This window comes from Roseicyclus sp. (assembly GCF_018402035.1).
Taxonomy (GTDB): Bacteria; Pseudomonadota; Alphaproteobacteria; order Rhodobacterales; family Rhodobacteraceae; genus Roseicyclus.
The window spans coordinates 125,919-138,598 of the sequence record NZ_JAGYJN010000005.1 but is presented as its reverse complement, the minus strand read 5'-3'; the positions used below and the strand labels follow the sequence as shown (position 1 = coordinate 138,598).

At 64.6% G+C, this 12,680-nt stretch carries 9 protein-coding genes; 6 read left to right on the top strand and 3 right to left on the bottom strand.

Annotation, left to right across the window (positions count from 1 at the left end; all coding sequences use genetic code 11):
* Positions 1 to 11 precede the first annotated feature (11 nt).
* Together KG698_RS10140 and KG698_RS10135 are read right to left on the bottom strand one after the other, a co-directional pair.
* Positions 12 to 2,537, bottom strand: a complete 2,526-nt coding sequence (locus KG698_RS10140; protein WP_213685451.1) for an FtsX-like permease family protein — start codon at positions 2,535 to 2,537, stop codon at positions 12 to 14.
* Positions 2,534 to 3,229: an ABC transporter ATP-binding protein gene (locus tag KG698_RS10135; protein ID WP_213685450.1), complete on the bottom strand. Its 696-nt coding sequence runs from the start codon at positions 3,227 to 3,229 to the stop codon at positions 2,534 to 2,536. Before KG698_RS10135 ends, KG698_RS10140 begins: the two co-directional genes overlap by 4 nt.
* On the opposite strand from KG698_RS10135, the gene KG698_RS10130 reads away from it, so the two are divergent.
* Positions 3,228 to 3,923: an arylesterase gene (locus KG698_RS10130; protein WP_213685449.1), complete on the top strand. Its 696-nt coding sequence runs from the start codon at positions 3,228 to 3,230 to the stop codon at positions 3,921 to 3,923. The genes KG698_RS10135 and KG698_RS10130 overlap by 2 nt on opposite strands.
* On the opposite strand, the gene KG698_RS10125 is transcribed toward KG698_RS10130, so the two are convergent.
* Positions 3,898 to 4,698, bottom strand: a complete 801-nt coding sequence (locus tag KG698_RS10125; protein WP_300983521.1) for a DeoR/GlpR family DNA-binding transcription regulator — start codon at positions 4,696 to 4,698, stop codon at positions 3,898 to 3,900. The two genes, KG698_RS10130 and KG698_RS10125, sit on opposite strands and share 26 nt — an antisense overlap.
* Before the next feature lie 73 nt (positions 4,699 to 4,771).
* On the opposite strand from KG698_RS10125, the gene glpD reads away from it, so the two are divergent.
* The 5 genes from glpD to KG698_RS10100 all read left to right on the top strand — a co-directional run bounded on the left by glpD (position 4,772) and on the right by KG698_RS10100 (position 12,503).
* Positions 4,772 to 6,319, top strand: a complete 1,548-nt coding sequence (glpD, locus tag KG698_RS10120) for a glycerol-3-phosphate dehydrogenase (RefSeq protein WP_213685448.1) — start codon at positions 4,772 to 4,774, stop codon at positions 6,317 to 6,319.
* Positions 6,320 to 6,374: 55 nt separating this feature from the next.
* Positions 6,375 to 7,877, top strand: a complete 1,503-nt coding sequence (gene glpK / locus KG698_RS10115; protein WP_213685447.1) for a glycerol kinase GlpK — start codon at positions 6,375 to 6,377, stop codon at positions 7,875 to 7,877.
* A complete protein-coding gene (locus tag KG698_RS10110; protein ID WP_213685446.1) occupies positions 7,874 to 8,722 on the top strand; it encodes a carbon-nitrogen hydrolase family protein in 849 nt (282 codons plus the stop codon). Before glpK ends, KG698_RS10110 begins: the two co-directional genes overlap by 4 nt.
* A gap of 63 nt (positions 8,723 to 8,785) precedes the next feature.
* A complete protein-coding gene (locus KG698_RS10105; RefSeq protein WP_213685445.1) occupies positions 8,786 to 10,951 on the top strand; it encodes a tetratricopeptide repeat protein in 2,166 nt (721 codons plus the stop codon).
* A 124-nt stretch (positions 10,952 to 11,075) separates the two neighbouring features.
* The gene (locus KG698_RS10100) at positions 11,076 to 12,503 is read left to right on the top strand and encodes a mannose-1-phosphate guanylyltransferase/mannose-6-phosphate isomerase (protein ID WP_213685444.1); all 1,428 of its coding nucleotides are present in this window, start codon (positions 11,076 to 11,078) and stop codon (positions 12,501 to 12,503) included.
* Positions 12,504 to 12,680 lie beyond the last annotated feature (177 nt).

Genomic DNA, 12,680 nt, shown 5'->3' with positions numbered 1-12,680 from the left:
CTTGGCCCCGATCAGTCGCGCGCGCGCAACACCCGCGCGGGACGCGCCGCCAATGGCCGCCATGCATAGGCCAAGCCTGCAAGCAATGTTGCCAAGACCCCGCCGCCGATGATGGCCAAGGCCGAGATCGGCTCGAACCGGTAGCTGCTGTCCATGACAAGCGTCATCACCGCCCATCCGCCCAAAGCACCGGCCAAGATCGCTACGGTTCCCGCCGCCAACCCCATCAGCGCCGCACGGATCGCAAACGAGGCCAAGATACCCCCGCGCGTCGCGCCTAGCGTTTTCATCACCGCCGCCTCAAAGATGCGCCCGCGCTCGCCCGCCGCCGCCGCGCCGATCAACACGATAAACCCTGTCACCAAGGTGGCAGCCGCGCCATAGGAGGTCGCCGCCGCAAGGCTTGCGAGTGCATTTGCAACTTGGTCCAGCGCGTCGCGCACGCGGATCGCTGTGATATTGGGCGCGGCCCCGGCGACATCGCGCAAGATCGCAGCCTCGGCCGCCTCTTCGGCATAGACGGTGGCGATATGGGTATGGGGCGCGCCCGCCAAGGCGTTTTGCGACAAGGTCAGCACAAAGCCGATGCCCGCATTCTCAAAACTTACCTCGCGCAGGGCGACAATCTCGGCCGTGATATCGCGGCCAAGAATGTTGACGGTCAAACTGTCACCAATAGTCAGCCCGATCTCGGCGGCTTCCTCGGCGGCAAAGGCCACCAGCGGCGGCCCCGCGTAATCATCGGGCCACCATGCGCCTGCCACGATCTCTTCGGGTGGCGGTGCCGTCGTTGTATAGGTCACGCCCCGGTCGCCTTGGATCACCCAGTGATCGCCCGCCACATCTTGCGCGCGCTGGCCGTTGATGCGGGTAATGATGCCCCTCAGCATCGGTGCGGTATCCACGCGGCTGACGGCGGGGTCGCCTGTCACCCGGTCCAGAAAGGGTTGAAGCTGATCAGGTTGAATATCGACAAAGAAATAGGTCGGTGCGACCGTCGGCAGGTCGCGCTGGATGGCGGCGCGCAGATTGGCATCGATCTGGCCCACGGCGGCCAGCACCGTCAGCCCCAAGCCAAGCGACAAGACCACGCTTGTGGTTTCCGACCCCGGCAGGCCCACCGCACCCAATCCCATGCGCAACGCGGTGCGCCCGCGCATCATGCCCGCGCGTGACATCCGCCGCGCCGCGCGCCGGATCAACACTGCCGCGACCGAAAGCACGATGAGCGCGCCGATGATCCCACCCGCCGTGCCCAAGGCCAAGCGCGGGATGCCCGACAAAAGCGTCGCAGCACCGATAAGGGCCAAGGTGAGACAGGCGATGATGACCAGCCAGAGGGGCCGGGGCCAGTGCCGCCTTGACCCGGATGCATCGCGGTAAAGAGCGGCGGCGCGCAGGGTTTCGGTGCGCGCCAACGGCCAAAGCGTAAAGATCAGCGCGGTCAGCGCGCCGTAGAATGCGGCCTCGGCCAAGGGGCCGGGATAGATGGCAAAGGCGATAGGCAGCGGCAGTTGCGCCGCGATGATCGGCGCAAAGATCAGTGGCAGCGCCGCGCCCAAGACAAGCCCCATGGCCAAACCAAGCAGCGTCAAAAGGCCGATCTGCATGAAGTAAGCGGCAAAGATGATCCGCCCCTCGGCCCCCAAGGTCTTGAGCGTTGCGATGGTCTCGACCTTGCCCTCCAGATAGGCGCGCACCGCCGATGCGACGCCGACACCACCCACGGCCAGCCCGGCCAGCCCCACCAGAACCAAAAAGGCACCGATGCGATCGACAAAGGCTTGCACCCCCGGCGCGCCATTGCGGCTGTCGCGCCAGCGCAGGCCCGTCTCTTCGAACTGCGCGCGCGCGGTCTGTTGCAGGCTGGCCAGATCGCTGCCGGGGGGCAAGGCAAGCCGGTATTGGCTGTCATAAAGCGTGCCGGGTGCCAGCAAACCCGCCCCTGCCAGCCCAGACAAGCTCACGATGCTGCGCGGGCCAAGCGCGAAACCGCCCGAAGCGCTGTCGGGTTCACCCACAAGCACGGCGCGCAATTCAAACTCCTGCGTGCCAAGCCGGAACACATCGCCGATTTCAAGCGCCAGCCGGTCGATCAACAACCTGTCCATCACCGCACCGGGCCTGTCGGTCGTGGCCAGCGCCTCGGCCAAGGGGATGGCTGGGTCAAGCACGACCCTGCCGTAAAGCGGATAGGCTGCATCAACCCCGCGCACCTGTGTCAGGCCGCGCTCGGTCACGCCGTCGCGGTCGATCACGACCATCGAGCGGAAATCGACGGTTTCCGATACGCGTGTGGCGATCCCCGCCATAAAGGCGCGCTCGGCGGCATCGGCGAAACGGTAGGTAAAGCTCATCTCGGCATCACCGCCAAGGATTGTCGCCCCTTCGCGGGTCAGCCCGGATTGGATCGCCGCGCGCACAGAGCCGACGGCGGCAATTGCTGCAACGCCCAAGGCCAGACAGGCCAGAAAAATCCGAAAATCCCGCAAGCCCCCGCGCAATTCGCGGCGCGCGATCCGCCAAGCGATGATCATTGCGCGGCGTCCTGCATCACCGCGCCCAGCAAGCGCCCATCGCGCAATCGCAGTTCGCGGTCACAGCGCGCGGCCAGTTCCGGGGCATGGGTGACCAAGACCAAGGTCGCCCCGTGCCGGTCGCGCAGGCCAAAAAGCATGTCGATGATCGCCTGCCCATTGGCACCATCAAGATTGCCGGTCGGCTCATCGGCCAACAAGATACGCGGGCGGGGTGCGGCGGCACGCGCCAGTGCCACGCGCTGCTGCTCGCCGCCGGAAAGCTGACTGGGGTAATGATCGGCGCGATGGGCCAGCCCCACCGCCTCAAGGTCCGCGGCCGCGCGATCAAAGGCATCGCGATGACCCGCCAGTTCCAAGGGTGTCGCCACGTTTTCCAGCGCGGTCATTGTCGGGATCAGGTGGAAGGATTGGAACACCACGCCCATATGATCCCGACGAAAGCGGGCAAGCTGGTCTTCGTTCATCGCGGTCAGATCATGGCCCAATGCCATGACCTTGCCGCCGGTCGCGCGTTCCAGCCCGCCCATCAGCATAAGGAGCGAAGATTTGCCTGATCCAGATGGCCCCGTCAGCCCCACGGTTTCACCGGCATGGATTTCAAGCGTGATGCCGTGCAAGATATCGACAGGCCCGGCATTGCCATCAAGCGAGAGGCGGGCATCGACAAGGGAAAAGACAGGATCGGCCATGACTGAACGCCTCGGTTTACTTTGGTCTATCGCATATGGGGCCTTGGGCCTGATGGGCAAGGCGTTGATGTTGGCGGTGTTGCTTGCAGCCCCAGTGCGCGCGGACACGGTCACGATTGCAGCCTTGGGCGATAGCCTGACCCAAGGTTACGGTCTGGTGCAGGAAGAAGGGTTTGTGCCGCAATTGCAGGGCTGGCTTGCCGCGCGCGGCCATGGGGTCGCGATGATCAATGCCGGTGTGTCGGGTGATACGACGGCAGGCGGGCTTGCCCGGATCGGCTGGACGCTTAGCCCCGATGTCGATGCGCTGATCGTGGCGTTGGGGGGCAATGACCTGTTGCGCGGCCTGCCGCCCGAGGCCAGCCGCGCCAATCTGGAGGGGATATTGCAAGCCGCCAAGGCCGCCGGGGTGCCGGTTTTGCTGGTCGGGATGGAGGCACCCGGCAATTACGGGCCAGAGTTCAAAGCCGATTTTGACGCCATCTATCCAGAGCTTGCCGCGCAATATGGCGCGCTGCATGCCGAAAGCTTTCTTGGCCCGCTCACCGATGCAGCCGAAGCTGACCCGCGCGCGGCGCTGGCCGCTTATATGCAAGCCGATGGTATCCATCCCAATGCCGCTGGTGTGGCGCTGATCGTGTCCGCCCTTGGACCCGTCGTGGAAAAGCTTATCGCGGGTCTGCCGCAATCGTGATTGCCGTGCCCGCTGCGTCACAAAGATCGCGCAAGCGTGCGGGTGGCGGTGCGTCGGTGATCCAACGATCCAGATCGCGCAGATTGGCGATGCGTACCGGGGCCGCGCGCGCCAGTTTGCCATAATCAGCCACCAGTATCGCCGCGCGCGCCTGCGACAAGATCGCGCGCGAGACGCGCACCTCGTCCGGGTCGAAATCGAGAATGTCGCCCTCCTCATCCAAGGCCGAGCCACCGATTACGGCGACATCGACCTTGAATTGGCGAATGGTCTCGACCGCCATATCGCCCGTCAGCCCGCCATCGGCCCGGCGCAGGCGGCCCCCTGTGAGGATCACCTCGGCTGTCGGGTGGCTGGCCATGATCTGCGCCACGTTGAGATTGTTGGTCACCACCATCAGGTTGGGCGTGTCGATCAGCGCGCGCGCCACGGCTTCGGTCGTTGTGCCGATGTTGAGAAAGAGCGAGGCACCTTGCGGGATCAGCGCGGCAGTGGCGCGCCCAATCGCCTCTTTCGCATCGGCCGAAAGGCGGCGACGTTCGGCATAGGCGATATTGGTCACACCCGAGGGCAGCATCGCGCCGCCATGGGTGCGCGCCAATAGCCCCGCATCGCAGAGCTCGGACAGATCGCGCCGGATCGTTTGAACGGTAACACCAAAGCCCGTGGCCAGATCATCCACACCAACACGACCCATCTGGCGGGCAAGATCAAGGATATCCGACTGGCGGGGGCTAAGGCGCATGGCCGATGGATAACGAATAAAAGCGAACATGAAAATTGACAAAACGAACATGGAGTGAAAAAGACTGCCCCTGTGATGCACCGTGTTGGGCAAAGGAGTCGCGATGGCCGCGCAATACGATCTGTTCATCATCGGCGGTGGCATCAACGGCTGCGGCATCGCGCGCGATGCGGCGGGGCGCGGTCTCTCGGTGTGTCTGGCCGAAATGGGCGATCTCGGCGGCGCCACCTCCTCGGCCTCGACCAAGCTGTTCCATGGCGGCTTGCGCTATCTGGAGTTCTTCGAGTTTTCGCTGGTGCGCCATGCGCTGGCCGAGCGCGAAACGCTGCTGCGCGCCATGCCGCATATCAGCTGGCCCATGCGGTTCGTGCTGCCGCTCTCGCCTGAGATGCGCTTTGATAGCAAAACGCCGACCTCGCGGCTGTTGGGCGCGCTCATGCCTTGGTTGCGTGGGCGCAGGCCCGATTGGCTGATCCGGCTGGGGCTGTTCCTTTATGACCATTTGGGTGGGCGCAAGATTTTGCCCGGCACCAAGACACTGCAGCTGCAAGGCACGGCCGAGGGCGCGGCGCTGCAGGATCGGTTTGTCAAAGCCTATGAATACTCCGATTGCTGGGTCGAGGATGCGCGCCTTGTCGTCCTCAACGCCCGCGATGCCGAAGCGCGGGGCGCGCGTATCCTGACGCGGACCAAGGTGATTGCAGCAAGCCGTGCTGGCGATCATTGGCAAGTGACGCTGGAGCGTGATGGCCTGGCCGAGGTGGTGACAGCGCGCGCGCTGGTCAATGCCGCCGGGCCTTGGGTCGCCGATGTTGTCCAAGGCGTGATCCGCCAAAACAGCCGCGAGGCCGTGCGCCTTGTGCGTGGCAGCCATATTGTCGTCCCGCGCGTGGCACAGCATGACAAAGCGTATTTTCTCCAAGGGGCCGATGGGCGGGTCATCTTTGCCATCCCTTATGAGAACGATTTCACCTTGATCGGCACAACCGATGCCGATCATCAGGGCGATCCGCTGGCCGCGCATTGCACCGAGGTTGAGCGCGATTACCTGATCGCTTTTGCCAACCAGTATCTCAAGACGCAGCTCACCCAAGCTGATGTGGTCTGGACCTATTCCGGCGTGCGCCCGCTTTATGATGACGGAGCGACCTCTGCCACGGCGGCGACGCGCGACTATGTGCTGTCGCTGGATGAAAACGGGCCCGTGCTGCTCAACATCTTCGGCGGCAAGATCACCACCTATCGCAAGCTGGCCGAAGATGCGTGGGACAAGCTCAAACCTCATTTTCCCGGTCGGCGCGCGCATTGGACGGCCGGTGTGTCCCTGCCCGGCGGGGATTTCCCTGTGGATGGGGTGGACCGCTTGATTGCTGATTTGCTGGACCGCTACCCATTCTTGACCCAAGGCTGGGCCACACGGCTGATCCGCGCCTATGGCACTGAGGCGCGGTTGATCTTGGGCGATGCAACATCCGCCGCCGATCTGGGCCAAGATTTTGGCGCGACGCTGACCGAGGCAGAATTGCGCTGGCTCATGACGCATGAATATGCGCGCACGGCCCAAGATGTCGTGTGGCGGCGCAGCAAGCTGGGCCTCAGGCTGGGTGCCGATCAGATTGCCGCGATCGACGGCTTCATGGCGGCACAGTGACTTGCAGGTCGCGCGCCACGCGATAGGCTAGCGGCGACAAAGGGAAGGGGCGGCGATGACGCATATTCTGGCCATTGATCAAGGCACAACATCAAGCCGGGCGATCTTGTTCGACGCCTCCCTTGCCCCCGGCGCATCGTCGCAAGAAGAATTCCCGCAGATCTACCCGGCCTCGGGCTGGGTCGAACATGACCCTGAAGACATCTGGCGATCCGTCTTGGCCACCTGTCGTGCGGCGATGGCCAAGGGTGGGCTGAGCGCCCGCGATATCGCGGCCATCGGCATCACCAACCAGCGCGAAACTGTCGTGCTGTGGGATCGCGCCACGGGCAAACCCTTGCATAACGCCATTGTCTGGCAAGATCGCCGCACCGCCGATCTTTGCGCGCGCCTCAAGGCCGAGGGGCACGAGGCGATGATGCAGGAAAAGACCGGGCTTTTGCTCGACCCCTATTTCTCGGGCACCAAGCTGGCTTGGCTTTTGGATCACATCGCAGGTGCGCGCGCCCGGGCAGAGGCGGGCGAGCTGGCCTTTGGCACCATCGACAGCTGGCTGATCTGGAAGCTGACAGTTGGTGCCGTGCATGCGACCGATGCCACCAACGCCTCACGCACGATCTTGTATAATATCCGCGAGGGCTGCTGGGATGCGGAGATCTGCGCGCTGCTGGATATCCCCATGGCGCTCCTGCCCGAGGTGCGCGATTGCGCCGCCAATTACGGCATGACCGAGCCCGCGCTTCTGGGCGGCGCGATCCCCATTCTGGGCGTGGCGGGCGATCAACAGGCCGCCACCATCGGGCAGGCCTGTTTCCAGCCCGGCATGATTAAATCGACCTATGGCACGGGCTGTTTCGCGCTGCTCAATACCGGTGAGACGCTGGTCCGCTCACAGAACAGGATGCTGGGGACCATCGCCTATCAGCTCGATGGAAAACCCACCTATGCGCTGGAGGGGTCGATCTTCATCGCAGGCGCCGTGGTGCAATGGCTGCGCGACGGGCTGGGGATCATCGATCATGTGCCCCAGACGCAAGGCTTGGCGGAAGCCGCCGACCCCACCCAAGAGCTTTACCTTGTGCCCGCCTTCACCGGGCTTGGTGCACCCTATTGGGACCCCGACTGTCGCGGCGCGATCTTTGGCCTTGCCCGCAATTCCGGCCCCGCCGAATTCGCCCGCGCCGCCCTTGAAAGCGTGGGCCACCAGACCCGCGACCTGTGGGAGGCGATGGCCGCTGATTGGCAGGCCGAGACAGGGCGCGCGCTGGATGCCGCCACCCTGCGCGTTGATGGGGGGATGAGCGCGTCGGATTGGACGATGCAGTTTCTGGCCGACATCCTTGGCGCCCCTGTCGATCGCCCGAAGGTGCTGGAGACGACCGCCCTTGGCGCGGCGTGGTTGGCGGGGATGCGCGCGGGGGTTTATCCCGATGCGGCGGGCTTTGCCGCCATTTGGGCGCTGGATCGCAATTTCGCGCCGGGGATGGAGGCCAAGACCCGCGAAAGCCGCTATGCCGGTTGGAAAGACGCTGTCTCCCGCACGTTGAGCCGCCCATGACCCAAAGCCCCACCTTGCGCGTTGCCTTAGCCCAGATGTGTTCGGCCGACACGCATGAGGCCAATATCGCGACCGTCAGCGCATTGGCCGCCGAGGCGGCGGCAGGCGGCGCAGAGCTTTTGGCCCTGCCCGAGGTGGCGGGGCTCATGAACCGCAACCCCGAGACATCGGCGAAACAGGTCGTGGCGGCCGAAGATGACCCCTTCATCGCCGCTTGTCGCGACCTGGCGGCCCGGCATGGGCTATGGATTCATACCGGATCAACGCCTGTGCGCGGCCCCGATGGGCGGTTTCTGAACCACGCCACCTTGATCGATGCCACGGGCGGGATCGTAGCCGAATACGACAAGATCCACCTTTTCGATGTGGCGCTGGAGGGCCAAGCCCCCATCGGCGAATCCAAACGCTTCGCGCCGGGAACCCGCGCGACCCTCGCCCAAACCCCTTGGGGCCCATTCGGGCTGTCGATCTGCTACGACCTGCGTTTCCCCTATCTCTACCGCGCCTATGCTCAGGCGGGCGCGGTACTGATGTTCATCCCCTCGGCCTTCACCGTGCCGACCGGACAAGCCCATTGGGAGGTGCTCTTGCGCGCCCGCGCGATTGAAACCGGCGCCTTCGTTTTGGCCGCCGCCCAAGCAGGCCATCACGCCGATGGGCGCCAAACCTATGGCCATGCGCTGGCTGTTGGCCCTTGGGGTGAGGTGCTGGCCGATCTGGGCGAGGGTGCGCCCGCGATCCGGCTGATCGACCTTGATCTGGGTGCTGTGGCGCGGGCAAGGGCGCAGATCCCCGCATGGGGCGTGCGCCCACCCGATTGGTTCGACCCCGCGCAGATCGGTTGAAAAGCGGCGATTGATCGCCTGCACGTATGACGGCACTATCCCTACCGAGTAAGGGGTAACGCTGTGGAAAATGGTGACGATGGCAAGGCGGATTTGGCCGAGGTCGCAACGGCCCTTGTCGATCTTGCCCAATGGCTCGGGCGCGCCAAGGGCGAGGAGGGCTGGCTTGCCGCGTTGCGTTTCGGCGTGGCCGGTGGCCTTGCCCAAACCAATCACAGCGCCATGGCCGAAGACCTCTATCGCGATATCGTGTCTGAGACGCCGCAGCATTTCTGGGCATGGATCGGCTTGATCGAGCTGGCGTTGGCGCGTGGTGATGCGCATGCCGCCGTTGACGCCGGGCGCGCCGCGATGCTGCATCTGCCCGATGCGGCGCTGATCCGGCGCAAGACGGCCGAGGCCGTCGAACAGGCCGAGGGGGCGGCGGCGGCCATCGCCTTTCTTGATCCGCTGGGTCAGATCCCGACCGAGGTTGACGAACTCGCCTATGCGATCGGCCTGTTGCGCAGCGCGCAACGGGTGGGTGATGCCGCGCCACTTTGCAATGCGCTATTGGCGGTGCAGCCCAATCACGCCCTAGCGCTTCTTGCCCAGATCGAGGCGCGGCTGGCCCATGGCGATGATGCAGGTGCAACTGCGGCGGCTATGGCTGCGCTTGACCAGCATCCCACGCACGGGGAAATCAGGCTGCGCGCCGCGCAAGCCTATCTGCGTTTGGGCCAAATTTCGGATGCCGCCATGGTCTGTGCAACAGCGCCGGATGATCCGGGCCTTGGCGATGAATACGCAGCGCTCCGCCATGCGCTTGCGCAAGCCAGCCCCGCACCGACCATCACGGTGACCCATGTGCCATGGTACCGCGCGCTTGCGGATGTGGCGCAGGCCATTGATGCGGGCGATCTGACCTTGGCCGATCAGATGGCGAAAGGGTTTGATCGCTCCGCTTGGTCCGTGACCGAAGAACGCGCCTTTACCATCGAGCATTGCTTGCTGCGCCATGGTCCGCGCGCCGCGCTTGAACTGATCCGCCAAAGCCCGGTCGCGCGGCGCGACCAAGAGGCGGCAGAGCGTCTGGGGCGCGTTTTGCTTTACGCAGGATGCGGGGCGCACGCGGCGCGGTATCTGTGGTTTTGCGCCCTGCACTGGCCGGATGATGCGGTGATCATGCAACTGACCTGTGACGCGCTGCATTGCGCGGGACAGGCGGCACTTGTGCCGCGCCTGCTTGCACGGATCGGGGCGACGCAAGATGCAGACGCAGTTATGGGCCACCGGCTGACGTCGGCCCTGCGCATGGGGCGCGATGATTTGCTGCGCGATATCTGCCTTATAGCACAAGAGGTTCAGCCCTTGAGCGTCATGATCAAGGCCCATCTGCTGTGCGGCGATCTGGCCGCGGCCGAGGCATGCTTGGCGCAGCTGCGCGGCGATGAGGGGAAGCTGGAACATGCCCTGATCCACCAACCGCGCGCCACATGGCTGGGGTCTTTGCTGAACGAGGCGCGTATCCTTGCAGCCGTGACGCCGGAGAGCGGTGTCGATGACCCAGCGGCAAGCGCAGCGCTGGTTGGTGATTATTTCCTGCGCGCGCGGCCGGTGGTGGCGTCGCTTGGTGATGATGAACATCTATCCCCCAACCCCGCCCTGCCGCGCATCATCCATCTTGTTTGGCCGGGCCTTGACCCCGAGGCGGTCGATGATCAGCGCCTTGTCGCAGCCTGGGCCAAGCGCACGGGCTTTGTCATCGAGGCCGCAAGCCTTGACGACGGGGCCGCATGGTTTGCCAAACACCACGGATCGCGCAGCGCGCTGGCCTATCGCACGGTTACTGCGCCCGACCAAAAGGCCGATCTTTTGCGCTACGGCCTGCTGCTTGTGCGCGGCGGTGTTGCGCTGGGCGCGCCGCAATGGCCGGGGGATGATGTCGCCCGCTGGCTGGATCAACAGGGCTCCACCCGCTTTTTCCGCGATGAGGTGGGGGCAGTGATGACAGATGTGATCATCGCCCCACCCGGCCATAATGTCATCGCCTTGGCGCTTGAGATGGCGATCAACGCTTGTTTGGCGCGTGAGAATGAGCATCGCTGGTTCAAGACGGGGCCGGGCCTTTTGACACGCGCGGCGGCGCGCTGCCATGCTGAAGGCGCGCTTGGGGCGCATATTGCGCCTGTTTCATCTGAACAGATCTTGCGCCGCTACCTGCATCCCTATGGCCCAATCGCCCAGTGACGCAAAAATATAAAGCGTGTGAATATCAGCAAAAGCGAAGTGTTTACATCTTTCGTGAATTCGGCTTTTGTCGGGGCGAGCGGGGCGATGATGCGCCGCGCGTGAATAGTACGGGGCGTATGCCATGGCGACATCGCAACACATCACCCCCGTTTTGCTCTGCGGCGGGTCGGGCACGCGGTTGTGGCCCTTGTCGCGGCGCAGCTACCCCAAGCAGTTCTCGCCGCTGATTGGGGCGGAAAGCCTGTTCCAAGCATCGGTGCGGCGGCTCAGCGGGCCGGATTTTGCACCGCCCGTTGTGGTGACCGGCAATGATTTCCGCTTCATCGTGACCCAGCAACTTGACGAGATCGGGGTAAGCCCCGCCGCCGTCTTGCTGGAACCGGCCCCGCGCAACACGGCACCGGCCGTTCTGGCGGCGCTGTTGCATATCGTGGCGGGTGATCCGGGGGCGGTGGTCTTGATCGCGCCATCCGATCATGTGGTGGGCGACATCGCGGCCTTTCGCAGCGCCATCGCACAGGCGAGCAAAGCGGCCGAGGCAGGGGCCATCGTCACCTTTGGCATCCGCCCCGACCGGCCCGAAACGGGTTACGGCTATCTGGAACTGGGCGATGACAACGGCGGGGGGGCGATCACGCTCAACCGCTTTGTCGAGAAACCCGACCGCGCGCGTGCCGAGGCGATGCTGGCCGATGGGCGCTACCTGTGGAACGCGGGGCTGTTCTTGGCGCGGGCCGATGCGCTGATCGCGGGCTTTGAAACCCATGCCCCCGCGCTGATCGACCCGGTGCGCCTTGCGCTGGACCAAGCCACCGCCGATCTGGGCTTTTTGCGGCTGGCCGAGGGGCCTTGGGCGGGGGCGGCCGATATCTCGATCGACTACGCGGTGATGGAGCAAAGCCGCGACCTGCGCGTGGTGCCATTCGACGGCGGCTGGTCCGACCTTGGCGGCTGGGAGACGGTCTGGCGCGTGATGGAACCCGATGCGCAGGGGCTCGCCAAGAGCGGCCCGGCGCATGGGATCGACTGCACCAACACGCTTTTGCGCGCCGAAGCGCCGGGGCAAGTGCTGATCGGGCTGGGGCTAGAGGATATGATCGCGGTCGCCATGCCCGATGCGGTGCTGGTGGCCCCGATGCACCGGGCGCAGGATTTGCGCGCGGCGGTGGCGCATCTTAAGCAAAACGGCGCGTCACAGGCCGCGACCTTTCCCAAGGATCACCGCCCTTGGGGGTGGTTCGAAAGCCTCGCCCTTGGTCCGCGGTTTCAGGTTAAACGCATTCATGTGAATCCAGGTGCGAGCCTTAGCTTGCAAAGTCACCACCATCGGGCCGAGCATTGGGTGGTGGTGCAAGGCACCGCGCGGGTGACGGTGGACGGTGAGACGCGGCTGATGTCCGAGAATAGCTCGATCTACATCCCGCTGGGGGTGACCCATCGGCTTGAAAACCCTGGGAAATTGCCAATGGTCCTGATCGAGGTGCAGACGGGCGGCTATTTGGGCGAGGACGATATCGTGCGGTATGAGGATGGATATGGGAGAGGGTGATGAGCGGCCCATCCCTGTCGGGAACGGTGTACACTCCCCGTCGTACATCCGTACAGCATGCGTACATACGCGCCGCGCCACGCGGGGCGGGGTTCGGCGGGGGGACGACATCGTGCGGTATGAGGATGGATATGGGAGAGGGTGAGGGTGGCGGATTCCTGTCGGAAAACGGTGTCA